The following is a 24923-nucleotide window of genomic DNA, read 5'->3' on the forward strand; positions in this document are numbered from 1 at the left end:
TATGTTTGCTTTGCAAACGTTTAAGGCGAATGCTTACGAAGTATGTTTGCTCTGCAAACATTTGAGGAGGAGCTACATGAAGACGGAAACCGCAGTGCAGCGACGGTTGACGGGGGAGGAGCGGCAGCACCGACTGGCTTCCGCCGCTTATTGGGTCGAATTCGCGAAGAAATGGCTATGGGTTATGGTCAGGTTCGTGCTCATATTCGGCATATCCTTCGTCATCCTTTACCCGATTCTGCTCAAGCTGTCGATTGCGTTCAAAAGCATGGACGATTTGTACGATTCCACGGTCATCTGGGTGCCGCAGACGGTCACGCTCGCTAATTTCAAGCTTGTGTTCCAAGCGATGAACTACCCGAGCGTTCTGCTCAATACGCTGTTTCTCTCTTCCGCGGTCATGCTGCTGCAGACGATGACTTGCGTGCTGGCCGGCTACGGCTTTGCGAGGGTGAAGTTTAGAGGAAGCGGCATCTTGTTCGCAGGCGTTATTTTTACGATATTGGTGCCGTCCCATACGATTATGATTCCGCTTTACCTGCATTTCAAAAATTTCGATCTGCTCGGATTGATCGAGCTGGTCAAAGGCGAGCCTGCCAATCTGATCAACACCTATTGGCCGTTTATCATTTCCGCGGCCCTCGGCATGGGAGTGAAGACTGGCTTGTACGTCTACATTTTCCGCCAGTTTTTTAAGGGGATTCCGAGAGAAATTGAAGAAGCCGCCTACGTTGACGGAGCGGGCTACTTTACGACCTTTTGCAGAGTGATTCTGCCCAACGCCGTCCCTTCGATGGTGACGGTCATGCTATTCTCGTTCGTATGGCAATGGAATGATTCCTTCTTCACGAACATGTACTTGAATGAACCGAAGGTCATGTCGTCGATGATGGCGTCCTCCGGCTATGCCATCGCCACTTTCCTGAGCGGCGGGGTACAATCGGAGACGGCTTCCTACGTTCAGGATCCGTTTTTTATGTCCATGATGATGAACACAAGCGTTCTGATGGCGATTTTGCCGCTCATTATTTTATATTTGTTTGTGCAAAGACATTTTGTGGAGAGCGTTGAGCGTTCGGGATTGGTCGGTTAGGACAAGCGGATGAGCACGAGATTAACCGTTATCCTGATTGCCGCCTTCGCTTTCCTTACAGGTTTGTATTTCACATTCGCGTCGGGTAGCTCCGACAGCCGGAAAGAGGAGGAATCGCCCGTGCAGCAGCTGACGCCGCCGGACGCAATTACAGCGATCGACGGCTCTGTCCGTCATCAGAAGATCGATAATTTTGGTGCATCCGACGCTTGGTCCATGGATCCGATTGGCAGCCATTGGACGGAGGAAAATAAAAACCGCGTAGCCGATCTGTTATTTTCGAGAGAGAAAGGAATCGGGCTGTCGGCCTGGCGCTTCAATATCGGCGCAGGCTCGACGGAAACGGACCGTGCAATTATTCCCGATCCGTGGCGGCGGGCGGAAGCGTTCAAGACGTCGGAAGCCGGCGGTTACGATTGGAGCAGGCAGGCCGGCCAGCAGTGGTTTTTGCAGGCGGCCAAGGATCGCGGAGTGGACACCTTGATCGCATTCGTAAACAGCCCGCCGGTCTGGATGACGAAGAACGGGCACGCCCAGCCCGATCGGGCCGTAGGCTCCACCAATTTGAAAGAGGGCTACGAAGACGAGTTTGCGGCATTTTTGATCGAGGTATTGGAGCACTTTAAGCAGGAAGGTCTGGCTTTTCAATATATAAGTCCCATTAACGAGCCGACCTGGGATTGGAATTTGGCGAAGCAGGAAGGGAACCGCTACAATAACGACGATTTGAAGCGTGTCATTCTCGAATTGCACCGGCAGCTGCAGGACAGCGGCCTCGATGCGCAAATCAGCGCGCCGGACGGCGTGGAAATTACGTCGCTGCTGGATGACGAGTTCTACCAAAGGTTTGCCGGCGGCGGACAATATTCGGGCGGGGCGAACAGCCTTGGAACGGGTAAATACCGGGAATATATTAAGGATTTGCTCGGCGATCCCGAATTGAAGGAAGCGGTCGGCAATAAGATCGCCTCGCATTCCTATTGGTCCGATTACAGCAAGCCGGGGGACGACCGGCTGGGCGAGCTTAGAGAGCTGCTGGCCGCCAATTTGAAGCAGTACGATGCCGATGCGAAATATTGGGTAACGGAATACTGCATTCTCGGCGATTACGGCCCCGGCCGCGATCTGGGCATGGAACCCGCTTTGCACGTCGCCCGTACGATTCACTTCGACTTGACGGAGGCGAATGCGGCGGCCTGGCAATGGTGGACAGCCGTATCCAAGGTTGATTACAAGGACGGTCTGCTCTATACCGATTTCGAAGAAGCGGGAGACGAACAGAACATTTTGACGTCCAAAATCTTATGGGCTCTCGGCAACTACAGCAAGTTTATCCGTCCGGGCGCGGAACGCGTATCGCTTACGGGACTGGACGAGGAAGCGCGCAGCGGGCTGCTTGGATCGGCCTATGTGCATGAAGGGGAACAGACGGTGACGGCCGTGTTCGTCAACGACGGCGAGGCGGATAAGCGGGTTCGGATATCGCTTGAGGGCGTGAACAAGAACCATACGATTGAAGCCATGCAGTCGTATATCACGTCGGCCGGCCGCGACCTTGCCCGGGGAGAGGACGTGCCGGTGGGGGACGATCAAACGTTTGAAGCGATCATTCCGGCGAAGTCCGTCGTTACGTTGACCGGCGGCGGGGCTGAGGGTACGGTAGGTTGAGTTTAACTGATGGGAGAAGACAGGCCATGCTGCCTGTCTTTTTTTCGTTGCCAAACGTATGCGAACCTCCGAATGATGGCACAAAACCGAGCTGCGGAGAGTTGCAGCTATTGTGCGTAGCGCGGTGTTTGATCCTATTGGACAAAACAGACGCTTAGAGAGCATATTGTACGATGTTGCCATTCTATCGGTCATCACGGGGCTTTACAGCACGTTATTGAAGGAAACGGGCGCCCAAAGCTACCTAAGCTTATCTCCTGACCGTAAGCCGCCCACGCATGCCTGATTGTCGTTCTAAGCGGCGTTAACGTCCGTATCTGGACAAACTTGCCGTTTAGCTATTAGACAAGCCCGGTCTCATTTCACAGCCTATTTCCCAAAATGGGGTTGACATCGCCATTTAATAATGTCATTATGATAATATCAAATCGACTAAATAAAACGAGCCGGGAGAATAACGAAAATGGTTGAAAACGAATCGAACTACTCCGCCGCGCGATACCGGACGCCTGACGGTGCGCCGACGGACATCGTGATCTTCACGATCGTGTCACACGAGAAGCACGGCGGCAAGAAGGCGCTGCCCGACCGGGAGCTGCAGGTGCTGCTCATCAAACGGAGCGTTTGGCCCTTCGAAGAAAAGTGGGCGCTGCCGGGAGGCTTTACGCGGGAATCGGAGACGGTGTATGAATGCGCAAGGCGCGAGCTGCAGGAGGAAACGGCGGTTGAAGACGTTCATATCGAATATTTCAATGTCTACAGCGCGCCGGGCCGCGATCCCCGCGGCTGGATGATCTCCCACGCCTTCCTCGCGCTGGTGAACGAGAGGCTGCTCGAGAAGCGCAAAGCGGATGTCGACGCGGCCGATGTCGGACTGTTTTCGGTCGAGGAAGCGCTAGGGATGGATTTGGCGTTTGATCACCGGCAAATTTTGTCCGATGCGCTGGAGGGCATACGCCGGAAGATGCTGGCGACGACGATCGCCAAGGAGTTTTTGCCGGACGAATTCACGATCAGCGAGCTGTACCAGGTCATACGGACGGTGGTTCCGGATTTCGAGGAATCCAATTTCATCCGGAAGCTGACGTCTACGAAGAGCCGCAGCGCAATCATAACCGAAGCGCTGGACGAGACGGGAAAGCCAAAGCAGTCCAATCAATACTCGCAGCGGGCAGCGCAGCTTTACCGATTTACGGGCGTGGAGCCGAAGCTGTCTATTTATACCTGACCGAGGGGAGCGGGACCGCATGATCAAGCTGAATGGAGCCGAGCTGAGCTTCAAAACGTTTCCGAACGGGGAGACGCTGATGAACGGGGATGAATTATCGGCCAATGTGCACGCAAACAATTCCATCGTCTGGAGGTACGGGAATGACGGCGATCTGATCAAGCTGATGTTCGTGAAGCGCTACCTGGATGAGCGCAGGGCAAGCTGCTCGCTGACGATTTTGTATATGCCGTACAGCCGGATGGACCGGGTGGAGGGGGCGTCCGCTTTTACGCTGAAATACGTCGCTTCATTTATTAATTCGCTCCAATTCGAAGCCGTGAAGGTGATCGAGCCGCATTCGGATGTGACGCTTGCGCTGCTTGACCGAAGCACTGCTGTATATCCGACGCTTGAGCTGCTTGAGCGGGTGGAGGCTGAAACGGGGTTTGACCGCGGCCGGGACTATCTGTTTTTTCCGGATGCGGGCGCGCAGAAGCGGTACGGAAAAACGTCGGGCTACAAGCAGCTGGTCGGGTTCAAATCACGGGACTTCGCGACAGGAGAGATCAAGGGCCTGGAAATCGTCGGAGCTGCGGGCGATCCCCCGTTTCATGCGATTATTGTGGACGATCTTTGCTCGTATGGCGGCACCTTTCTGCGCAGCGCGGAGAAGCTGAAGGAAATCGGCGCGGAGCGGATCTATTTACTGGTCACTCATTGCGAGAAGTCGGTGTTCAAAGGAAGGCTGCTGGAATCCGGACTCGTCGATAAGGTGTTCACGACCGACACGATGCTGGATGAGGCCGGGCATGAGAGAATACGGTTATTTGAATCGGGAGGGCTTTTGATATGAAAAAGAAGACTGCGTATCCTGCAACGCTGCTGTGCGATTTTTATAAGGTAAGCCACAAAAACCAGTATCCGAAAGGAACGGAGCTCGTCTACTCGACCTGGACCGCACGGACCAGCCGCCTGGAGGGAGTGAATGAAGTCGTCGCCTTCGGCTTCCAGTCGTTTATCAAGCAGTATGTCATCGATTATTTCAACGAGCATTTTTTTGCCAGAAGCAGGGAGGAGGTAGCGGCCGAGTACAAACGGGTGCTGAAGTACGCGCTTGGGGAAGAGAACCCGGACGCCTCGCATATCGAAGAGTTGCATGATCTGGGTTACTTGCCGATCAAAATCAAGGCGGTCAAGGAAGGCACGTTAGTACCGGTCAGAGTGCCGATGCTGACGATCGAAAATACGAAGCCGGCCTTCTTCTGGCTGACGAATTACTTGGAGACGCTGATGTCGTGCCAGCTTTGGATGCCGGCAACGAGCGCGACGCTTGCTTTCGAGTACCGGAAGCTGCTTGAAGAATACGCGCTGAAAACAAACGGAGATGCGTCGATCGTGCCTTTCCAGGGCCATGATTTCTCGATGCGCGGCATGGGCGCGCTGGAGGCGGCGCTCGGCAGCAGCGCGGGACATCTGCTTTCGTTTACGGGAACCGATACGATACCGGCTATCCTTTACATGGAGAACTACTATAACGCCGATATGGAGAAGGAGCTTGTCGGCACGTCGATTCCGGCTACGGAGCACAGCGTCATGTGCGCGCACGGCCGCGACGAGATGGCTTCGTACCGTTACCTGATCAAGGAGGTGTACCCGGACGGCTTTGTATCGATCGTATCGGATACGTGGGATTTGTGGACCGTGCTCGATGTGGTGATTCGCGGATTGAAGGAGGATATCTTAAGCAGGAACGGCAAGGTCGTCATCCGCCCGGACAGCGGCGATCCGGTGCGCATCATTTGCGGCGACCCGGACGGGGAGAGCGAATTCGAGCGCAAAGGCGTCATCGAGCTGCTCTGGGAGATTTTCGGCGGGACAGTGACGGAGAAGGGCTGCAAGCAGCTGGACAGCCACATCGGCGCGATTTACGGGGATGCGATTACGATCGCGCGCTGCCGCGAAATCTGCGAGCGGCTCGAGGCGAAGGGCTTCGCGTCGACCAATATGGTATACGGCATCGGCTCGTTCACTTACCAGTACAATACGCGGGATACGTTCGGCTTCGCGCTGAAGTCGACTTATACGGTCGTGAACGGCGAGGAGAGGAAAATTTACAAGGACCCGAAAACGGACAACGGCGTCAAAAAATCGCAAACCGGTCTCGTGCTGGTGACGGAGCGGGACGGAAAGCTTGCTTTTACCGACGGTTTGAATGCGGCGGAATACGAGGAGCGCAAGGCGGAGGACCGGCTTGAGGTCGTTTACAAGGACGGGAAGTTGGCAAGGAATATGACGCTGGCTGAGGTCAGGGCGAACTTATTAGGTTATTTATAATAGAGCTGCTTGATTATAAAAAAGTGAAGCATCCAGCCAAAGGCGCATGCCTGCGGCGGGATGCTTTTTTGCAATTAGGCGTTTGATCGCATCGGTTACAGGGTAAAAGGAAATAGTAGTTAGGGAAAGGAGGAGGCGCTCTTGAAACTAACGCCCGAACAGCGGATTCAATTGCACGGCTTCAACAACTTGACGAAATCGCTCAGCTTCAATATGTACGACATTTGCTATACGAGAACGAGGGAAGAGCGGGAAGCGTATATCGCTTACATAGACGAGCAGTACAATTCGGATCGGCTGACGAAAATATTGAGCACGGTATCCGATATTATCGGAGCGCATGTGCTTAATGTCGCCAAGCAGGATTATGTCCCGCAAGGGGCCAGCGTAACCCTGCTCGTCTCGGAGGGGCCGGTGGACGACGAGCCTACGGAGTCCTTTGAAGAGTCGCCGGGACCTTTGCCCGAATCGGTCGTCATGCATCTGAACACAAGCCATATTACCGTCCACACGTATCCGGAATATCATCCGGATGAAGGGATCAGCACGTTCCGGGCTGACATCGATGTATCTACCTGCGGCGAGATTTCCCCGCTCAAGGCGCTCAACTACCTGATCCATTCGTTCGACACCGATATTATGACGCTGGATTACCGGGTGCGCGGCTTTACGCGGGATATTAAAGGCCATAAGCTGTTCATCGATCATGATATCAATTCGATTCAGAACTACATTCCGAAGGAAGAAGCTTCACTCTACGATATGATCGACGTCAACATCTATCAGGAAAATGTGTTCCACACCAAATGCAAGCTCAAGCAGTTCGATCTGAACAATTACTTGTTCGGCTACACGAAGGACAAGCTGTCCCCGCGCGAGCAGGAGAAGATCACAAGCCGGTTGAAAACCGAGATGGATGAGATCTTTTACGGAAAAAATATAAGGAGCTGATCACTATGTCCAATTCCGGAACCGAGAAGCAGGTAAACCCGCCGCAGCACCAGAACCGCCAGCCCGGCATCGAATCGGAAATGCATCCGCTGCCGGTCTATGAGTCGGATACGTACAAGGCGGCAGGCAAGCTGAAAGGAAAAACAGCCATCATTACGGGAGGCGACAGCGGCATCGGACGTGCGGTGGCGGTCGCTTACGCGAAGGAAGGCGCCGATGTGGCGGTCGTTTATTTGAACGAGCACGAGGACGCGAAGGCGACGAAGGCGGCCGTGGAAAAAGCGGGCGTCAGGTGCCTGCTCATCGCCGGCGACGTCGGGGACGAAGCGTTCTGCAAAAGCGTCGTCGACCAGACGGTCAAGGAATTCGGCAAGCTGGATATTCTGGTCAACAATGCCGCCGAGCAGCATGTTCAGAAAAAGCTGGAGGACATTACTTCCGAGCAGCTGATCAAAACCTTTACGACGAACGTGTTCAGTATGTTCTATCTGACGATTGTCGCGCTGCCGCATTTAAAGGCTTCCGGCGCGATCATCAACACGGCTTCGATCACGGCGTACCGCGGCAACCCGCAGCTGATCGATTATTCGGCGACAAAAGGGGCCATCGTATCGTTCACCCGCGCGCTTGCCGTCAATGTGGCCGGTCAGGGCATCCGGGTCAACGGCGTGGCGCCGGGACCGATCTGGACGCCGCTCATCCCGTCCACCTTCCCGGAGCAGGACGTGGCGGCCTTCGGCTCCGATACGCCGATGAAGCGACCGGGCCAGCCGCATGAGCTGGCGGCCGCCTACGTCTATCTGGCAAGCGAAGATTCAAGCTACATGACTGGCCAGTTCCTTCATATTAACGGCGGAGAAGTCGTAAACGGCTGATCCGCGTTATAGAAAGCCATGCTGCTTCGCATATTTTCCCCAGTGCGGCCGATTGCCGTCGACATCGGCGAAGCCGAATTCGTCGGACAGCTGCCAGCTGGAGAACACAAGTCCCGATCTGTCCATCAGGTCGGGACTTGCCGCGAGCGCGGCGATTCCGCGGCCGACGAAAAATGGCGTCTCCGACTCACCGAAATGCTCGGCATGCGGCCTGCCGCCGTTCACCGCATCCCGCCAATTGGCCTCGCTTACGCCGTAATACTCGAGCATCTCCTCCGAACGTAGAAAACCCGGCGTGACCGCAACCGCCGACACGCCGAACGGCTTAAGATCGGCGGACATGGCGGCGGCGAGATGGATCGGCGAAATTTTGGCCAGACTGTAAAATAAGCTGCCGCGGTACCGGTAATCGATTCCGTCCGTTACCTCGATAATCAGGCCGCTTCCCCGCTCGACCATCAGCGGCGCCCCGTAATGGCTCGTAATCAGATGCGCCTTCACCGCGCGTTCTTGCATAAGCAGCCCCTTGGAGAGCGAATGCTCCCAGAAGGGCTTATCCCACTCCGTCAGCTTCTCGCCGCCCCAAATATTGTTCACGAGAATGTCCAAGCGCCCGTTCTGCTCCTCCTTGATTCGTTCGAACAAAGCCTTAACGTCCGCTTCCGACGTATGGTCGGCTCTGACCGCAATGCCCCGGCCTCCCAAGGAATCGACCAGTTCCGCCGTCTCCTCGATCGTCTCGGCCCTGTTCAGGTCGGAGGCCTGACCCCGCACGCTCCTTCCCGTGCAATAGACCGTTGCGCCCGCTTCCCCCAGGCTTGCCGCAATTCCGCGCCCCGCGCCCCGCGTTGCACCGGCTACGACCGCGATTTTCCCTTTCAATGGCAGCATATGACCACTCCGTTTCCTCGTTATCGTTTACTCTTCGTCAGTGTAGCAAAGGATATACGTCATCCTCTGTCATATATAAATGGTACAATGAGAAAAAAAGCGAAGGAGTTGGCGAGATGCGCGCAAGCCGGCTGATGGCGATCGTACTGCTGCTGCAAAACCGCGGAAAGCTGTCCGCGAAGGAGCTGGCACAGCGGCTGGAGGTATCGGAGCGAACGGTCGTCCGGGATATGGAAGCGTTAAGCGGAGCGGGCATCCCGGTCTACGCGGAGCGGGGAGCCCAGGGAGGCTGGAGGCTGTCGGAGGGCTACCGGACCCAGCTGACCGGAATGAAGCCGGAGGAGCTGGCTGCGGTGATCGTGGCTGCACACGGCGAGTTGCTGAGCGATCTGGGCATTGCCGGACATTTCGAGGCTGGAGTGCAGAAGCTGATCGCAGCCTCGCCTGCGGAAGCAAGCCTCAGCGCGGCCGCCGCGCGGCAAAAAATCCATATCGACGGAGCGGGCTGGCATCAGGCCGCCGAGCAACAGCCGCTGCTGCCGGCGGTTCAGGAGGCGGTATGGGAAAGCCGCAAGCTCCTGCTTCGGTATGCGCGGGAGGAGGGGATCGCCGAGCGCATCGTTCATCCGCTCGGGCTGGTGGCCAAGCGCAGCGTGTGGTATCTGGTCGCCGAGACGGAGGACGGGTTGCGGACGTTCCGGATTTCCAGGCTGCTTGCCGCGGACCGGCTGGAGGAGACGTTCGAGCGTCCGGCACAGTTCGAGCTGGCAGCCTTCTGGGAGCAGTCGGTCGGGGATTTCAAGCGTCGTCTGCCGAGCTATCCGGCCAAGGTGCTGCTGTCGGCAGAGGCGGCGGGGCGGCTGGAAAGGGAGCGCTACGTCAAGACGATCTCGGCTGAGGAGACCGGCGACGGCCGGCTGAGAGCCGAGCTCGAATTTCAGACGCTGGCTTCCGCTTGTGAAATTGTCCTGAGCTTCGGCCCGCGCATGGAGGTGCTGGAGCCGTCGGAGCTGCGGGAGAGGGTGGCCGCGGAACTAAAGGCTGCTTTTGGATTATATCGGGAGGACTAAGTCTTCGGATCCTCAGAGCTAATTCTCTTTCTTTTGGCCTGATGCCAAAGTCATGTATATTTCGTGAAAATGGTTGAATTTAGAAATGGAAAATAGTAGAATTACTCTATCGCTTTCATGAGTTGAAAATCGTTTACAGAGAATGAAGCCATTGCATAACGAATTGAATATCGGCAACCCCATCGAAAGGTGGCTACGCAAAGCTATAGGGACTACTTCTTAAACAGAAATGTCAGCCAGTTGCATATGGATCAGCACACGGGATACCTATGGCTTTAGGCCGGTATGCCTTTTTTTATGCTCATTTTCCGGATTCTTTACTATGGGGCGGGACTAGAAATCATAGAGAAAGAGGGAGAAATGATGGAGAGCATGAGAGAGACCGGCCTAAAAGGCTTATTCCCCAGCGATGACGGAAATGCGGAGCAGCGCGAGCATTTGCTAGGACTAATCGGCCAAATCGTGAGCGGGGTCGACGAGTTAAAGGATCCCGAATCGGTCTTTCTTAAAGGGACGAAGGAGCGGGGAGCTTCCTTCTATCGCGACCTGGTTCAGAGCAGCCTCATTCCGGCGCAGGGCCGGCCGATGTCCGAGGTGAGCGGGGAACTGCTGAAGCTGCTTCACGCCCACCCGTATCACACGAAATATTTTCTGACCAATATTCTTCCGATGGCAAGCATTCCCGGCATTCTGGGCATGATCGCCGCTTTTATGGTCAACGGCAACAATTTGTGGGACGTATACGGCCCGGCCGGCGCCGAAGCCGAGGTGCGGGTCGTCTCGATGATGTCGAAGCTGGTCGGCTATGATGCGGATGCAAGCGGCGGGTATACGACCTGGGGAGGCCAGGGCGCCATCTTCACGGGCTTGCGCCTTGCGATCCAATCGTTCGTACCGGAGGCATCGAAGAACGGAGTTCCCGGCAATTTGTACGCCTTCTGCTCCGAGGCCGCGCATTACAGCCTCTACAAATCGATGGAAGCGACCGGTCTTGGCAGCGGCAATCTGGTCAAGGTTAAAACCCGTGCGGACAGCTCGATGGATACGGCGGATTTAAGAGAGAAGATGGAAATGGTGCTGCAAAACGGAGGCGTTCCGATCTACGTGGTCGCCACGACCGGCACGACCGATGCGATGGGCATCGACAGCTTGGACGAAGTGTACGGGACGGTCCTGTCGCTTGCCGAGAAATCCGGCCTGCCGCGTGCCCGTATTCATGCCGATTCTGCGCTGGGCGGATTTTTTGCCTTCTTTAACGATTACGACTTTGTCCGCAATCCGCTCTCCTTCAGCGCGGAGGTGTCAGCCTCCCTTCAAGCGATTCGGAGCCGCATGAAATATTTGCATTTGGCGGACTCGCTTTGCTTTGATTTTCAGAAGCTGGGCCAAACGCCGTATTCGACGAGCTTGTTCCTAGTGAAGCAGGCAGCGGACTTGAAGCTTCTTGATCTGGAGCCGGACGAGACGCCGTACGTCGGCCACCGGGGCTACGGGCAGTACCATACCAGCTATACCTTGGAATGCTCCCGAATGGGCAGCTCGATCAGCATTTACAGCGCTTTGCTGGCTTTCGGCACGGAAGGTTACCAGAGGCTGCTCGGCCAATTCGTGGAAGTGAACGAAGCGTTCAGACGTGTCTTGGCAAAAGAAATTCCGGAAGCCGTTATCGTGAATCCCGACAATCCCGGCATTATTACACTTTTTAGAATTTATGAAGGCGGCCGGAACGACTTTGCCAAGGAGCTCGGCGGACGGCTGTCCCGTGAAACGATCGACCGGACGAACCGGTTAAACGAAATGCTGTTCGAAATACTCGGCAGGGACCGGGCGGAGATGTTTTTCGGCGATACCAAGAAGCATCTGTACGTGCCGGCGTCGGACGGCGGAAGGCTGGCGCTGTATGCGTCCAAGCTGTTTGTAATTTCGCCGTTCACCCGGGCCGGGGACGTAGAGAGCATCGTCAGCTATTTAAAGGAAAGAGTACAGGAAACGTACGCGGCCTATCGCCGCATGACATCAGGAGGACTCGTCAATGAAGAAGTCTATCTTTAATTTCAAATGGCTCCGGGAGCATCTGTCCGTCAAAATTGCGTTCAGCATCTTCCTGCTGCAGCTCGTCACCTGTCTAGCGTTCGCGGCCTCGGGTTATCTGTCGCAGCAGAACCTGTCAGACAAGCTGCTCGAGCAGTTCGACAAACGGCTCCAGACCGAAATCCAGATCGCGGCGTCCAAGCTGGCGGACATTCCCGGTTCGGATAAAGAACTGACGAGCACAGAGGATCCGAATTATCGGATCATCAAGAAAGAGCTTGAATCGATAAAGGCGTCGCACAGCCTGGAGAACATCTACATTTTGTCGGGCAGCCAAAATAACGAGCGCATTCTGGTCCTCTCCGATGTGCCGGAAGATTTCGGAACCCCGTATCCGTTTACGGAGGAGATGAGGGAAGCCGTAAGCTCCGGCAAAACGATGCTCAGCCCGATCTATGAGGATGAATACGGAACGCATAAATCGGTGTTCGTGCCCCTCTCGAACGAAAAAGGCGAAAGATACGGCATTCTCGGCATCGATCTGGACGCATCCGTCGTGCCGGACACGGCGGCCGTCTCCCAATACACCACGATTATTATTTCGCTGATTGTGCTCGTCATCGGTACGGTCATGGGAATCTTCTTCGGCCGGTTCGTGACGAATCCGCTCCGGAAGCTGATGGATGCCGCGGACAAAATTGCCTTAGGGGACATGCAGGCCCAGATCGGCGTACGGAGCAAGGACGAAATCGGCAAGCTGGCCGTGTCGTTCGGCGTCATGATTCAGAACTTGAAGTCTCTGATCCAGCAGGTTACGAATTCCTCGGCGCTCATTGCGGAGACGAGCGTCCATCTGCGGCAATCCGTGAACGAGACCGCGAACAGCGCGCAGCAGGTTGCGGATTCGACGAACCGCATGAACGATGGCATTAACGATATCGTAGAGAGCGTATCGAGGAGCAACTATAACATTTCGGATATCGATACGGAAATCAAGGATGTGACGGACGGGATGACAAATATCCAGCATATCACGTCACAGGTCCACTCCGAATCGGATCAGGGCCAGCAGCTGGTCGAGAGCACGCTGCGGCAGATGGACGTCATCAAGCAGGCGATGCTCCATTCCCGGGAGGCTGCGGCCGCGCTCGGCGACCGGTCGCAGGAGATCAGCGAGATTATCAGCATTATTTCAGAAATATCGAATCAGACGAACCTGTTGGCGTTAAACGCTTCGATCGAGGCTGCCCGCGTCGGGGAGCTCGGCAGAGGGTTTGCCGTCGTAGCCGGGGAAGTGAAAAAGCTGGCCGCCCAGTCGGCGCAGGCCGCTTTGTCCGTCAGCGAGCTTATTTCCAGCACGCAAGCTAACAGCCAATTGGTTATCGAACGGATTGCGGAAGGCAATGATGCGGTCGAGCAGGGGCATTCGCTGATTACGGGCACGTATGAAAATTTCAAAGGCATTTACAGCGGAGTAACCGTATTCTCCGAGCATGCGGCGCAAATCCGTCAGGCTCTGGTTAAGGTGGACGATTCCTTCGGCGATATTACGGGGGCGATGCAGCAAATTTCCGGCATTACGCAGGAGCAGGCCGCCGGCACGGAGCAGGTTGCGGCCGCAGCTCAGCAGCAAAGCGCATCGATGCAGGAGATTTCGGCGGCGATCGAGCAGCTTTCCGCGTTATCGGTCGACCTACAGCAATCGGTCAAACATTTTAAAATCGCATAAAGCTTACGGCAGCGGCCGTCCAAGGTTCAATTGACAAGAACCCGGGCGGCCGTTTCACGTTTGGCCCTCTATTCGCCGTGAAGGAAACGATTTGACTAGGGGCTTATCCATTCGATACAATGCAAGCTATAACGGGCATTTAGACAGCCCTGTTGCCAATGAAGGGAGCGGCGGTTCATGAGTGATTTTGAACGTGATTTGAATAAGTATGCGGAACTAATCGTTAGAGTCGGCGTGAATGTGCAGAAGGGGCAAGAGGTGTTCGTGACGGGCTCCGTCGACAATGCGGGACTTGTCAGGCTGGTGGCCAGCAAAGCGTATGAAGCCGGAGCAAGCAACGTTCACGTGGATTGGACCGATGACGCGCTGTCCAGGCTGAAATACGAAAAAGCGGCGGACGAGGTATTCGCCCGGTTCCCTGCTTGGGAAACCGACAAGCGCAACTCGTTCGTTGAGCGCGGCGCGGCGTTTATCTCCATCGTGTCCTCGAGTCCCGATTTGCTGAAGGGCATCGATTCCGGCCGGATTTCGAGCTTTCAGAAAGCGTCGGGCCAAGGGCTCAAGGAATTCCGCCGGGCGATCCAGGCCGACAAGGTCAGCTGGACGGTCGTAGCGGCCGCGAGCAAGGCATGGGCGCAGAAGGTGTTCCCGGAGGCCGGCGAGGTTGAAGCGGTCGAGCGGCTGTGGAAAGCTATATTCGATTCGGTGCGGCTGCACACGGAGAATCCGGTCAAAGCCTGGGAAGAGCATAACGCAACTTTACATAGCAAGGGCGAAATTTTGAACCGGAACCGGTTCCAAAAGCTGCATTATACGGCGCCGGGCACCGATTTGACGATCGAGCTGCCGGAGAAGCATATTTGGGTCGCTGCGGGCAGCACGAGTGCGTCGGGCACCGCGTTCATGGCGAATATGCCGACGGAGGAAGTGTTCACCGTGCCGCTGAAAACCGGCGTGAACGGCTGCGTGTCGAGCACGAAGCCGCTCAGCTACGGCGGCAACATTATCGACCGCTTCAAGCTGACGTTCGAGAACGGCCGGATCGTGAAGGCCGAAGCCGAGGAAGGCGAGGACATTCTGCAAAAGCTGGTCGATATCGACGAGGGTGCGCATTATTTGGGCGAAGTGGCGCTTGTGCCGCATGAATCGCCGATTTCGCAGTCCGGCATTCTGTTCTTCAATACGCTGTTTGACGAAAACGCCTCGAACCATTTGGCGATCGGCAGCGGCTATGCGTTCAATATCGAAGGCGGCAAAACGATGTCGCCGGAGGAGCTGGAGGCGCACGGAGTCAATGCCAGCATTACGCATAACGACTTCATGATCGGCTCTGCGGAAATGGACATCGACGGCATCAAGAGCGACGGTACGGTCGTGCCGATCTTCCGCAAAGGAAACTGGGCGATTTAGACGGTTCTGATGTATTTCCTGCAGCAGAACGGTCCTAAAACGAAGCTGATGCGCGTTCAACTGCATTCTCTGCATTAGATCGGCGTCTTGATGGCCATTTTCGGCTGAAGGCGGCCGGATCTGCTGCAGAAGTGCATGCTAGAGCCGCTAAAACTAACCCATGTGAGCTTTCTGCTGTACTTTCTGCAGCTAAACCGATATGAAACAAAAATTCAAATACGGGGCTGTCTCCAAGGTCATGAAGCGACCGGGGAGACGGCCCTGTTTTTTTAGGACTACCTAATCAATGAATCATTTTTCCCAACGGCTACGGCAGCACGATATCGACTTTTTTGCTTGTGTTCGGTTTCCTGCTTGCTCTGGTTATTACCAAGCTGTTGGGCAAGGGAAATGCCAAATTTCAATAAGAAGGGAGAATGAATGTGATCAACTCACAAGCACAGCGGGGAGCCGGAGCGGCGGCAGGATGGAGTCTGGAAAAGCCGGCCGTCGGCAAGGCGGGAAGGCGGGCGGCCATCTATTTGGTACTGGTGCTGCATCTGGTTGTAACCGGCTACCCGTTCGTATGGATGGTGCTCTCCTCCTTTAAGAGCAATAAAGAATATTTCGCCAATCCTCGGGGATTACCAATACAGTGGGAGTTTGAAAATTATGGGGCTCGAAGCTGTTGCTCGGCATGTTTTTGCTCGGCATGATGATTCCGATCCACAGCACGCTGATCCCGCTGTTCACCCTCGCGAACGGGATCGGGCTATACGATACGTTCTGGGCGCTGTTCTTCCCTTATATCGGCTTTAATCTGCCGATTGCCGTTTTTCTGGCCTACGGTTTCATCAAGGAGGTGCCGAAGGAGCTGGAGGAAGCGGCGCCGGTAGACGGCTGCAGCATTTACCAGACGTTTTTCAAGATATACTTTCCTTTGGCCAAGCCGGTTGTGGCAACGGTTACGATTTTATCGTTTTTCAACATCATGAACGATTTTATTTTTCCGCTTATTATGGTATCCAAGGATTCGCTGAAAACGCTGCCGCTCGGACTGATGATGTTCAAAGGCAAGGCAACCTCACAGCGGATTATTCGCTGATCAGCGCGGCGTGGTTATTACGACCGCTCCGATCCTTCTGATGTACGTTTTTGCAAAAGTTTGTTCATAAGGGAGTCGTAGCCGGGTCGGTCAAAGGCTGATGCCGGAAGGCGGCAGCCGTTACGCTTGAATATTCATGATAAGGGGAGAATATAGAGATGAAAAAAATGACGATGGCTGTTTTGGCATTCGTGCTTATGATTGTCGCAGGCTGCGGCAATGTGGGGAGCAAGGGAGAGAGCGGCTCGGGAGCGGAAGGCGGCGTGACCCGGCTGACGATGTGTAGCATGGAAACAAGGAACAGGGAATCGTTGAAAAGTCGCTGGAGGAGTTCAACAGCTCGCATCCGCAAATTCAAGTGAAAGCGGAGTTTTTCGAGGATGAAGCGCTGAAGACGAAAATGAAGGTGGCCATTTCCGGCAACCAGCTTCCGGACATCATTACGTACTGGAGCGGAGAAACGTTCGATACGCTGGTAGCCAACGAGCTGCTTGGAGATATGACGCCATATTTGAATAAGGACGCCGAGTTTAAAGATAACGCACTGCCCGGCGGCCTGGAAACCTTCGCTTATGACGGAAAAACCTATGCGGTTCCTGTATTGTTCAGCGGAGTGTCGCTTTGGTACAATAAGAAGATTTTTGAACAAAACGGTCTAGCGCGCCGAGCAGTTCCTGAATTCGGTAGGCGCTATCCTGGGCGAAGAGGATGCCGATGTAAAAGCGATAATTTCGGAGCAGATCGGGTACCAGACAACGAGCTATTTCATTAAATTGTTCAAGAAACACGAGCAGATGACGCCTAAGCATTACCGCGACATGAAGAAAAAAACGCAGCAATAGCGATAGAATATAAGGCTATTGCGTCTACGTAAGGGTCTTTTTTTTGAAAAATAACCCGCACCCATGACATTTGTCATCCCTGCTTTCATGACGTTTATGACTACAAGGACAAGTCGATTTTCTTTACAATGGGGATATAATTGCGCGACGGACGTCCGGAGTTCGCTCCAGGCGTCATTTGAAGGAGGAATTAGGAGAATGACTGAGCCGAAGCAAGCTCATCTGAAGAAGGAAGTAGCACCATTTGAAAAAACGGATTTGAAATCGAGCGTGAGACAGCTCGTGAACACTTTAGTGCCGCTCGTATTGCTATGGTACGCCGCCTATTACAGCCTTTCCATCTCGTACTGGCTTACCGCTCCGCTCGTGCTGCTGACTTCAGGGTTTGTCATTCGGACGTTCATCATTTTTCACGATTGCTGTCACGGCTCCTTCTTCAAGAGCAAAAGAGCGAATGACATCGTCGGAACGATTACCGGCGTATTGACGCTCGTGCCTTACCAGCAGTGGAAAAATTCACATGCCATTCATCATGCGACGAGCAGCAACCTCGACAAGCGAGGGGTGGGCGACATCTGGATTATGACGGTTGAGGAGTACCTGTCGGCTTCGTTCATCCGCAGAATACTTTACAGAGCATACCGTAATCCGATTGTTATGTTCGGCCTCGGGCCGATTGCCGTTTTTCTCGTTCAATACCGGTTTAACCGGAAAGGCGCGAAACGCAAGGAAAAGCTGAATACTTATCTGATGAACGTGCTGATTGTGGGGCTGTATGCGCTGATGTGCTGGGCGATCGGCTGGCAGTCGTTCCTGCTCGTGCAGGGTCCCGTCTTCTTTCTTTCCGGCCTGCTCGGGATCTGGCTGTTCTACGTGCAGCATCAATTCGAGGATTCCTATTTCGAGAACGAAGACGAGTGGAGCTACGTGAAAGCTGCCGTCGACGGAAGCTCGTTCTATAAACTCCCTAAGGCTCTGCAATGGATCACGGGCAACATCGGCTATCACCATGTCCATCATTTGAGCCCGAAGGTGCCGAATTATTTGTTGGAGGAAGCGCATAACGCTACGCCTCCACTCCATAAGGCGACAACGATTAATATTAGAGAAAGCCTGGCTTCGCTGAAATTCCACCTGTGGGACGAAAACGGCAAAAAATTTGTCAGCTTCAAAGGGTTGAAGAAGCATTTGCGCCTTGCCGAAGCGGCCGCACAGAAGCTTAAGCCGGCCCGTCCCAGCTTGCAGGGAAAATGACCGCGGCCTAACCTTGTATGTTAAAATAGAAACAGGCAAAAAATAGATGAACCAAGCAGAATGCAGATAAGGATGGACGGCCATGAACAAGTGGTATCAGATTTTTCATAAAAACACGGGACTAAGCCCGTACGTCTGGGTCGTCTTCTGCATCCTGCCCTTCTATTTCATCTTCCGTTCTTCGTCACCGTACGAGGTCGTATCCGGCATCGTCATGATCATTTTGTTTTTTATTTGCTACCGGCTGTCCTTTGTGTCCAAGGGATGGCTCGTTTATTTTTGGACCAGCGTTCAGATCGTGATCTCAATCGCGATGACCTTGCTGTTCAGCTACGTGTATTTCTCGATCTTTCTGGCTTTTTTTATCGGGAATATCCAGAACCGTGCCGGTTTCTTCACGCTGTACGCCATTCATCTGATCAGTACGTTCGTAACGGTCAATTACGGCTTCGCCACGCGAAACGCGCTGCTGTTCACGCAGTTTCCGTTTATTCTGATCTGTCTGATCGTTGTTATCCTTCTTCCTTTCAATACCTTTAACAAAGCAAGGCAGGGACAGCTGGAGGGGCAGCTGGAGGATGCGAATAAGCGGATCTCGGAGCTGGTGAAGCTCGAGGAGCGGCAGCGGATCGCGCGGGATCTGCATGACACGCTCGGTCAGAAGCTGAGTCTTATCGGCCTTAAGAGCGACCTCGCCGGAAAGCTGCTTGTAACCGACCCTTCGCGGGCGCAAGCCGAAATGCACGATGTGCGGCAGACGGCCAGAGCGGCGCTGAAGGAAGTCCGCGAGCTGGTGACGCAAATGCGCGGCACCCGGCTGGAGGATGAGCTGTTCCGGGTGCGGCAAATTTTGAAGGCGGCGGAGATCGAATTCCATTTGGAGGGGGAGCTGGCGCCGGAGCATACAAATTTGCTGAACGAGAACGTTCTTAGCATGTGCCTGAAGGAAGCGGTGACGAACGTGGTCAAGCACAGCGGCGCCTCCGTCTGCTGCGTGGACATTGAGTCCTCGCGCACGGAGACGGTCATGCGGGTGAGAGACAACGGAACCGGGATCGCCGAGCAGGCGAAGCACTACAGGGGGCATGGCCTTCAGGGGATGAAGGAGAGGCTGGAGTTCGTGAACGGCAGCCTGGAGATCGCATCGAAGGACGGAGCGCAGCTGACGATCAGGGTGCCGAATGTTCTGAGACAGGTGTAAAGCAAAATTTAGAGAAGGGATTGAGGGAATATGATACGGATCGTCATTGCCGAGGACCAGCGCATGCTGCTGGGCGCCCTTGCTTCTCTGCTTGATCTGGAAGAGGACATGAAGGTCGTCGGAAGAGCGGGAAACGGTGAGGATGCGATTAAGCTGGTGCATGAGCTAAAGCCAGACGTATGTATTATGGATATCGAAATGCCGGCGAAGACCGGGCTGGACGCGGCGGAGGAGCTGAAGGGGCTGGGCTGCAAGGTCATCATTTTGACGACGTTCGCCCGCTCCGGCTACTTCGACCGGGCGCTGAAGGCCGGCGTCAGCGGTTACTTGCTGAAGGACAGCCCGATCGAGGAGCTCGCCCATTCCATCCGCAGCGTGATGGCGGGCAGGCGCATCTATGCGTCGGAGCTGGTGGACGAGGCGTACGGCGGCGAGGAGAATCCGCTCACCGAGCGCGAGAAGGAAGTGCTCGGGCTTGTGGCGGACGGCAAAAACACGAAGGAAATCGCAAGCGAGCTGTTCATCACGACGGGAACGGTGCGCAATTACATTTCGGTCATTTTGGATAAGCTGAACGTCAGCAACCGGATCGAGGCGATTACCCGCTTCAAGGAGAAGGGCTGGTTTAAGTGAAGCTGCCGGGTGCGGGTGTAGTTGCGACGGTTGTTAGGCGAGGCAGTTGTGACGGCAGTGTTATCCGTGGCGGTCTTGAGGGTGTTAGGCGATGCAGTCGCGACGCTGTTAGGCGAGGCAGTCGCCATGCAGTCGCCACGCTGTTAGACGAGGCAGTTGCGACGGCAGCTGCAGAAAGTGCAGCAGAAACCTTACATGAAGCAGGCAAATTGGCGCCAGCCTGCACTTCTGCAGCAGAATCACACGTATATACTCCGATACAGCCGTATTTGCACGAATCCGCTGTACAAACTGCAGCAGAACTCCGCGCGGCCGCCGCTTATACCTATTCTGCTGTATAGAATGCAGCAGAGTGACATACCGCTCCAATACTGCCCATTTGAGTGACCTGTAAATGTTCATCTAAAATCAACGGTTACGCGTTTGAATAACGTTTTAGAATAGCGGGAAGAGGAGCTGTCCACGGTCTGAGGATGATCGATGTGACGGCTTCTTTTTTGTGGTGTCGGGAAAGTAAGTTTATGGTAAACTGGAAAGAAAATTTTCGAGGTGGATAATGGAAAAAGCTGAACTGGCAAGGAAAATTTATGAGACGGCACATTTAACCGGTAGCTTCAAGCTGAGGTCCGGACAAGTTTCCGATCAGTACTTCGATAAATACCTGTTCGAGTCCAATCCGGTGTTGTTGAAGGAGATAGCGGAGCGCCTATCCGAATTCCTCCCGCAGGGCACCGAAATATTGGCGGGTCTGGAGATGGGCGGCGTGCCGATCGCAACGGCTCTTTCTTTGAAGACCGGAATACCGGTTGTTTTCGTTAGAAAAAAAAGCAAAGGAATACGGTACTTGCAAGCTTGCGGAAGGCGTGGACATTGCGGGGAAAAAGGTTTGCGTAATCGAGGATGTCGTGACGACCGGCGGACAGATTTTGCTCAGCGTCGAAGATTTAAAACGATATGGCGCGGATGTAAGGGATGTTCTTAGCGTAATCGAAAGGGATTCGAAAGGCAGGGATAATCTCGAAGCTGCGGGCTTGGAGTTCTGTTCGCTGTTCAAGATGGAAGAGCTTCTGGCTGCGAGCGTAAAGGAAGCCAATTCGTAACGGATGCTTGAAGCAGCCGATATCTGAATTGAATTTGACAGAGACTGCCGGGCGGCAGTCTTCATTCATTTTTAGAGAAAAAGGAGGATTAGCGTTGAATAAAATCGCTTGTTTGCACGCCCACTATTCCAATATTGAGTATATTCAGAAGGCTGTCGACGCAAGCAAAGTGGATTTGGTGCATTATGTGGATCCCGGGTTGATGGGCAGAATGATGTCCAGTACACAATTTGACCGTTCCCAAGCTTGTGAAAAGGTTATTGAACAAATTCGATGGATGACGCAACCGGATGTCGATGCTCTCCTCATTACATGTACGAATTACATCGCCCTTCTTGATGAAGATCGCTTGGCAGCAGCAATCCCGATTATAAAAATCGATGAGCCTTTCTTTCATCATGTCTGCAGGATTAACGAGCCGCAAGTTATTCTGTTTACGAATCCGGCAACGGTAGAGGGTACAATGAATAGGCTCTATACTTATGCGGCCGAACAAGGGTTAACGTTGAACGATATCCATCCACGTGTCATCGATCATACATTTGAGTTAATCATGCAAGGGAAAAAGGAGCAATACAAAAATGAAGTAGCGAGCGGTATAAAAACCTTGCTCTCAAATGATGAGCGTGTAAAGATCTCCGTCGCCCAACTGTCTATGGCGGATGCGGCGGAGATCGTCGAGCGAGAAATGGGAGTAGAAATCGGAAATCCCTTGAAAACATTGGCCGCTTCGTTTAGGTAACCTTTTGTTCATGAATTGGATTTTTTCGTTATGAACCGTTTATTACCTACGCGGCTTGCGGGCGGCGGTGCTACAATAGGGTATCACTTTTTTCAAAGGAGCTGCTGCATGCCAGGGAAAGATCATGTTATATCGCAGGTGGTGTCTGCTGCCGGGAAAACCGGGTTAACCGGAGTCCAGCCGAGTGTCCTTAGCGATGGGGGAAATCTGATTGTCCATATGGCTCCATACCCGATTGTTGCGAGAGCAGCCATCGTTCATTCCAAAAACAATTCGGATCATGCATACAAGGTGCTGGAACGAGAGCTCAGGGTTGCGCGTCATCTCCAGGCCAAGGGCGTGCCGGCGCTGCAGCCGGCCGAATTACCAGGTGCAGGACCGTATGGGGCAGACGGGATTTGGATGACGTTTTGGAACTATGTTTCCTCCTCGCCATTGAAGCCGCCTTCGCCTAAAGAAGCTGCTGAACTGGTGAATGGACTTTCAAACGCAATGCAGGACTTTGGCGGGGAGGCTCCGAGGCTTGGCGTGTGGGAGAGGGCATGCGAATCGGCTGAGAGACTTAGGGAATCCGATGATGCACGCATACGTGCATTGCTGGAGGAATTCCGGAGGGTAGATCATTATATACGGCATGAATCGGGACGGCTCATCCCCTGCCACGGCGACGCTCATTCAGGGAACCTGCTAGCTGGCCGCGATGGTTGGCTGTGGATGGACTTTGAGGATGTATCGCTTATGCCCGCTTACTGGGACCTTGCTTCCTACGTGAGCAACCTTGCCTTATTCGGCGGAGTGGAGGAGCCTGCTTTCAAGTATGTTCTGGAGGAATCCGGCATTGTTCATGACCGGGGTGCTTTTGGGGCAGCTGTCGCTGCGCGTATATTGATGTCTACAATCGGTAATTTGGATTTTGCGCTGCGAGGGCATGGGGATATGGCGTTTGCGTCAAGGCAGCTGGAGATTGCGGGACCGTTTTTGCGCCAGTTGGATCTGGTGGTGGGGAGAAGGATGGTTTGATGTTCAGGCGGACCGTTGTCCCGTGATGTCGAAGATGTCCCGCCGGACTGACGAACCGTTATTGTCGCAAAATAGCTCAAAAAAGACTATGTTGTTCACAGTGGATCCTTTATTCGCCGTAAATCGTGCTGTTGGAGGGCAAAAAGGCACCGATAAAGGAAACAGTGTCCGCGAAATTCGAAAATAGCCGTTTTGGAGCGAAAATAGCGGATTCGGTGTCGGCCTGCGACCGCGCCAGCCTCCCCAAGGCAGGCTATTAAAGCTCCAACGCGGCGCCTTGCTTGAAGCGTTTGATGACCATATGCGTCTTGACGCTGACGATTCCTTCGAGCGCATAGATTTTTTTGAACAAAAAAAGCTCCAGCGCCTTATCATCCTGCAGCAGGGCATGCATATGCAGCGTGCTCGGGCCGGTCATCTGGCAGATGCTGAACACCTCTGGCTCCTCGGAAAGCCGGTGCCCGACCTGCTCGACAAACCGGGGCTCCACCTCCACTTCGAAAAATACGGCCATGCCTTTTCCCGAATTAGGTGTATTCAGCCGGATAGTGAAGCTCTCGATAACCCCGTCACCGACGAGCGATTCGACGCGCTTTTGTATGGCGACCCTCGACAGGTTCAGTTGTTCCCCGATTTTGGCGTAAGGCATTCTTCCGTTCTCGTGCAGCAGCTTCACGATCTTTTGATCCGTCGGGTCCAAATGAGGCAATAACATGAACTCTCCCCCAAACAAGCTTTATGTCATATAAGTTAACATTAGTTATGGGAATTCACAATAGATTTAGCTGATTTTTCAAAAATGTGACATAAAAATGCGATGAGGCGGGAAGATCGTGCTGAGGAATACAAAAAAAGCCGGCCTGCAGGGCAGGTATTCTGCCTTTGGCCAGCTTTTGGAGTTAACGTTGGTTAAGAGCGCCTGCGCGTCCATCCGAAAACTTTGACGTGAACGAGCAGCTTCGTTACCCAGTGGGTGATGCCGTATAGAATGATAAAGACGAGGACGAACGGCCGAAAAACGAGCCACAGTACGATCCAACAAATGAGCACCTGCCAGGGTTTCATTTTTCTGAGCTGCTTGCCGGGCCAAAGCAATATGCGGTAGAGCTTGTAGCTCTTCTGCAACGCCTCCAAAAATTCCTCGCGGATTTGCTTGTTGTCCGGATCGAGCCGGATGGCGTCTTTGAGCAAGTTCATGCCTTCGTCATATTCGCCCCGCTGCTCCGCGGCCCAGGCCAGGTAGAGGTAGACATGATCCTCCTCGGTCCCGAGCCGAAGCGCCTCCGCGGACAGCAGCTTCGACTCCGCCTTGTTTCGCAGCAGCGCTTCGATATAGCTCAAATTGGCGAGATAAAGCGCATTCTCGGGAGCGATGTCCAGTCCCTTCAGCAAATATTCCTTCGCTTCCGCGAATTTGCCGTTCCGGTTGCTGATGTTGGACAGCAGAAAATAATAGTGCGGTTCGTACGGATCGAAGCGCTGAGCGTGCCCGATCGCCTCCTTGGCCGCGGGCCAGTTCTGCATGTCGTAGTAGGCGTTCGTCCGCACGAACCAGGCCAGGCTGTGCTCGGGATCGCGCCGGAGCGCTTCATCGGACCAGTGCAGCGCCTGCCCGCAGTTGCTCATTCGAAGCGAGATATGTCCCATCAGCGCAAAGGCGTCCGGTTCCTCCGGCTCTTCGCGGATGAGCTTCATCGCTTCCTCGGACGCTTCTTTATATTTTCTCCACTGCATCAGCTGATAGATTCGGCTGTACCGCTGGCTGTTCGCTTCGGTTTCTCGCAT

At 54.1% G+C, this 24923-nt stretch carries 23 protein-coding genes, 1 pseudogene and 1 riboswitch; of the genes and pseudogenes, 21 read left to right on the forward strand and 3 right to left on the reverse strand.

Features of this window, described 5'->3' with window-relative positions; genetic code table 11:
* Positions 1 to 76: 76 nt before the first annotated feature.
* The 7 genes from KP806_RS16355 (at position 77) to KP806_RS16385 (ending at position 8131) form a co-directional block, all read left to right on the forward strand.
* Positions 77 to 1093, forward strand: coding sequence for a carbohydrate ABC transporter permease (locus KP806_RS16355; protein WP_224724789.1), 1017 nt, complete (start codon positions 77 to 79; stop codon positions 1091 to 1093).
* Positions 1094 to 1102: 9 nt separating this feature from the next.
* The gene (locus KP806_RS16360) at positions 1103 to 2761 is read left to right on the forward strand and encodes a glycoside hydrolase (RefSeq protein ID WP_224724790.1); all 1659 of its coding nucleotides are present in this window, start codon (positions 1103 to 1105) and stop codon (positions 2759 to 2761) included.
* 463 nt (positions 2762 to 3224) lie between these two features.
* Positions 3225 to 3989 carry an NUDIX domain-containing protein gene (locus tag KP806_RS16365; RefSeq protein ID WP_224724791.1) on the forward strand — a complete coding sequence of 255 codons (765 nt, stop codon included), beginning with the start codon at positions 3225 to 3227 and terminating at the stop codon, positions 3987 to 3989.
* A gap of 19 nt (positions 3990 to 4008) precedes the next feature.
* Complete coding sequence (locus tag KP806_RS16370) at positions 4009 to 4824, forward strand: ribose-phosphate diphosphokinase (protein ID WP_224724792.1); 816 nt, start codon at positions 4009 to 4011, stop codon at positions 4822 to 4824.
* Positions 4821 to 6305 carry a nicotinate phosphoribosyltransferase gene (locus tag KP806_RS16375; RefSeq protein ID WP_224724793.1) on the forward strand — a complete coding sequence of 495 codons (1485 nt, stop codon included), beginning with the start codon at positions 4821 to 4823 and terminating at the stop codon, positions 6303 to 6305. The genes KP806_RS16370 and KP806_RS16375 overlap by 4 nt, the downstream gene beginning before the upstream one ends.
* Positions 6306 to 6446: 141 nt before the next feature.
* A complete protein-coding gene (speD, locus tag KP806_RS16380) occupies positions 6447 to 7256 on the forward strand; it encodes an adenosylmethionine decarboxylase (RefSeq protein ID WP_224724794.1) in 810 nt (269 codons plus the stop codon).
* Positions 7257 to 7261: 5 nt separating this feature from the next.
* Complete coding sequence (locus KP806_RS16385) at positions 7262 to 8131, forward strand: SDR family oxidoreductase (protein WP_224724795.1); 870 nt, start codon at positions 7262 to 7264, stop codon at positions 8129 to 8131.
* 6 nt (positions 8132 to 8137) lie between these two features.
* Here KP806_RS16385 and KP806_RS16390 read toward each other — a convergent pair whose 3' ends face one another.
* Positions 8138 to 9022 (reverse strand): SDR family oxidoreductase, encoded by an 885-nt coding sequence (locus KP806_RS16390; protein ID WP_224724796.1) that lies wholly within the window; start codon positions 9020 to 9022, stop codon positions 8138 to 8140.
* A 116-nt stretch (positions 9023 to 9138) separates the two neighbouring features.
* Here KP806_RS16390 and KP806_RS16395 point away from each other — a divergent pair, with 116 nt between their 5' ends.
* The 14 genes and pseudogenes from KP806_RS16395 to KP806_RS16465 all read left to right on the forward strand — a co-directional run bounded on the left by KP806_RS16395 (position 9139) and on the right by KP806_RS16465 (position 23138).
* Entirely contained in the window at positions 9139 to 10092 is a 954-nt protein-coding gene (locus tag KP806_RS16395; protein ID WP_224724797.1) for a helix-turn-helix transcriptional regulator, read from the forward strand.
* 162 nt (positions 10093 to 10254) lie between these two features.
* A riboswitch (cyclic di-GMP riboswitch) is annotated at positions 10255 to 10340 on the forward strand.
* A gap of 115 nt (positions 10341 to 10455) precedes the next feature.
* Complete coding sequence (locus KP806_RS16400; protein ID WP_224724798.1) at positions 10456 to 12144, forward strand: pyridoxal phosphate-dependent decarboxylase family protein; 1689 nt, start codon at positions 10456 to 10458, stop codon at positions 12142 to 12144.
* Entirely contained in the window at positions 12125 to 13852 is a 1728-nt protein-coding gene (locus KP806_RS16405; protein ID WP_224724799.1) for a methyl-accepting chemotaxis protein, read from the forward strand. The genes KP806_RS16400 and KP806_RS16405 overlap by 20 nt, the downstream gene beginning before the upstream one ends.
* A gap of 177 nt (positions 13853 to 14029) precedes the next feature.
* On the forward strand, positions 14030 to 15262 hold the full coding sequence (locus tag KP806_RS16410) for an aminopeptidase (RefSeq protein WP_224724800.1): 1233 nt from the start codon (positions 14030 to 14032) through the stop codon (positions 15260 to 15262).
* Positions 15263 to 15684: 422 nt separating this feature from the next.
* Positions 15685 to 15957 carry a hypothetical protein gene (locus tag KP806_RS16415; protein ID WP_224724801.1) on the forward strand — a complete coding sequence of 91 codons (273 nt, stop codon included), beginning with the start codon at positions 15685 to 15687 and terminating at the stop codon, positions 15955 to 15957.
* A complete protein-coding gene (locus KP806_RS16420) occupies positions 15939 to 16346 on the forward strand; it encodes a carbohydrate ABC transporter permease (protein WP_263575749.1) in 408 nt (135 codons plus the stop codon). The genes KP806_RS16415 and KP806_RS16420 overlap by 19 nt, the downstream gene beginning before the upstream one ends.
* Positions 16347 to 16504: 158 nt before the next feature.
* The gene (locus tag KP806_RS16425) at positions 16505 to 16708 is read left to right on the forward strand and encodes a hypothetical protein (RefSeq protein WP_224724803.1); all 204 of its coding nucleotides are present in this window, start codon (positions 16505 to 16507) and stop codon (positions 16706 to 16708) included.
* A complete protein-coding gene (locus KP806_RS27830) occupies positions 16705 to 17118 on the forward strand; it encodes an ABC transporter substrate-binding protein (RefSeq protein WP_318153657.1) in 414 nt (137 codons plus the stop codon). The genes KP806_RS16425 and KP806_RS27830 overlap by 4 nt, the downstream gene beginning before the upstream one ends.
* A 268-nt stretch (positions 17119 to 17386) precedes the next feature.
* Positions 17387 to 18442: a fatty acid desaturase gene (locus tag KP806_RS16440; RefSeq protein WP_224724804.1), complete on the forward strand. Its 1056-nt coding sequence runs from the start codon at positions 17387 to 17389 to the stop codon at positions 18440 to 18442.
* Positions 18443 to 18524: 82 nt separating this feature from the next.
* The gene (locus KP806_RS16445) at positions 18525 to 19643 is read left to right on the forward strand and encodes a sensor histidine kinase (RefSeq protein ID WP_224724805.1); all 1119 of its coding nucleotides are present in this window, start codon (positions 18525 to 18527) and stop codon (positions 19641 to 19643) included.
* A gap of 30 nt (positions 19644 to 19673) precedes the next feature.
* Complete coding sequence (locus KP806_RS16450; RefSeq protein WP_224724806.1) at positions 19674 to 20276, forward strand: response regulator transcription factor; 603 nt, start codon at positions 19674 to 19676, stop codon at positions 20274 to 20276.
* 556 nt (positions 20277 to 20832) lie between these two features.
* Positions 20833 to 21376 (forward strand): annotated as a pseudogene (pyrE, locus tag KP806_RS16455) (orotate phosphoribosyltransferase).
* Positions 21377 to 21470: 94 nt separating this feature from the next.
* Positions 21471 to 22118, forward strand: a complete 648-nt coding sequence (locus KP806_RS16460; protein WP_224724807.1) for an aspartate/glutamate racemase family protein — start codon at positions 21471 to 21473, stop codon at positions 22116 to 22118.
* 108 nt (positions 22119 to 22226) lie between these two features.
* A complete protein-coding gene (locus tag KP806_RS16465; RefSeq protein WP_224724808.1) occupies positions 22227 to 23138 on the forward strand; it encodes a phosphotransferase in 912 nt (303 codons plus the stop codon).
* Between the two features lie 256 nt (positions 23139 to 23394).
* Here KP806_RS16465 and KP806_RS16470 read toward each other — a convergent pair whose 3' ends face one another.
* Entirely contained in the window at positions 23395 to 23853 is a 459-nt protein-coding gene (locus tag KP806_RS16470; RefSeq protein WP_224724809.1) for an Lrp/AsnC family transcriptional regulator, read from the reverse strand.
* Positions 23854 to 24047: 194 nt separating this feature from the next.
* Positions 24048 to 24923 carry a tetratricopeptide repeat protein gene (locus tag KP806_RS16475; RefSeq protein WP_224724810.1) on the reverse strand — a complete coding sequence of 292 codons (876 nt, stop codon included), beginning with the start codon at positions 24921 to 24923 and terminating at the stop codon, positions 24048 to 24050.

It is taken from the genome of Paenibacillus vietnamensis (genome assembly GCF_020169515.1).
Taxonomy (GTDB): domain Bacteria; phylum Bacillota; class Bacilli; order Paenibacillales; family Paenibacillaceae; genus Pristimantibacillus; species Pristimantibacillus vietnamensis.

Bases quoted from the DNA above. Each gene is read 5' to 3' on its own strand.
- KP806_RS16450 (WP_224724806.1), top strand. From the start codon at position 19,674: ATGATACGGATCGTCATTGCCGAGGACCAGCGCATGCTGCTGGGCGCC.
- KP806_RS16395 (WP_224724797.1), top strand. From the start codon at position 9,139: ATGCGCGCAAGCCGGCTGATGGCGATCGTACTGCTGCTGCAAAACCGC.
- KP806_RS16445 (WP_224724805.1), top strand. From the start codon at position 18,525: ATGAACAAGTGGTATCAGATTTTTCATAAAAACACGGGACTAAGCCCG.
- KP806_RS16355 (WP_224724789.1), top strand. From the start codon at position 77: ATGAAGACGGAAACCGCAGTGCAGCGACGGTTGACGGGGGAGGAGCGG.
- KP806_RS16365 (WP_224724791.1), top strand. From the start codon at position 3,225: ATGGTTGAAAACGAATCGAACTACTCCGCCGCGCGATACCGGACGCCT.
- KP806_RS16370 (WP_224724792.1), top strand. From the start codon at position 4,009: ATGATCAAGCTGAATGGAGCCGAGCTGAGCTTCAAAACGTTTCCGAAC.
- KP806_RS16385 (WP_224724795.1), top strand. From the start codon at position 7,262: ATGTCCAATTCCGGAACCGAGAAGCAGGTAAACCCGCCGCAGCACCAG.
- KP806_RS16400 (WP_224724798.1), top strand. From the start codon at position 10,456: ATGGAGAGCATGAGAGAGACCGGCCTAAAAGGCTTATTCCCCAGCGAT.
- KP806_RS16360 (WP_224724790.1), top strand. From the start codon at position 1,103: ATGAGCACGAGATTAACCGTTATCCTGATTGCCGCCTTCGCTTTCCTT.
- KP806_RS16420 (WP_263575749.1), top strand. From the start codon at position 15,939: ATGTTTTTGCTCGGCATGATGATTCCGATCCACAGCACGCTGATCCCG.
- KP806_RS16375 (WP_224724793.1), top strand. From the start codon at position 4,821: ATGAAAAAGAAGACTGCGTATCCTGCAACGCTGCTGTGCGATTTTTAT.
- KP806_RS16410 (WP_224724800.1), top strand. From the start codon at position 14,030: ATGAGTGATTTTGAACGTGATTTGAATAAGTATGCGGAACTAATCGTT.
- KP806_RS16440 (WP_224724804.1), top strand. From the start codon at position 17,387: ATGACTGAGCCGAAGCAAGCTCATCTGAAGAAGGAAGTAGCACCATTT.
- KP806_RS16470 (WP_224724809.1), bottom strand. From the start codon at position 23,853: ATGTTATTGCCTCATTTGGACCCGACGGATCAAAAGATCGTGAAGCTG.
- KP806_RS16425 (WP_224724803.1), top strand. From the start codon at position 16,505: ATGAAAAAAATGACGATGGCTGTTTTGGCATTCGTGCTTATGATTGTC.
- KP806_RS16465 (WP_224724808.1), top strand. From the start codon at position 22,227: ATGCCAGGGAAAGATCATGTTATATCGCAGGTGGTGTCTGCTGCCGGG.
- KP806_RS16405 (WP_224724799.1), top strand. From the start codon at position 12,125: ATGAAGAAGTCTATCTTTAATTTCAAATGGCTCCGGGAGCATCTGTCC.
- KP806_RS16475 (WP_224724810.1), bottom strand. From the start codon at position 24,923: ATGCGAGAAACCGAAGCGAACAGCCAGCGGTACAGCCGAATCTATCAG.
- KP806_RS16390 (WP_224724796.1), bottom strand. From the start codon at position 9,022: ATGCTGCCATTGAAAGGGAAAATCGCGGTCGTAGCCGGTGCAACGCGG.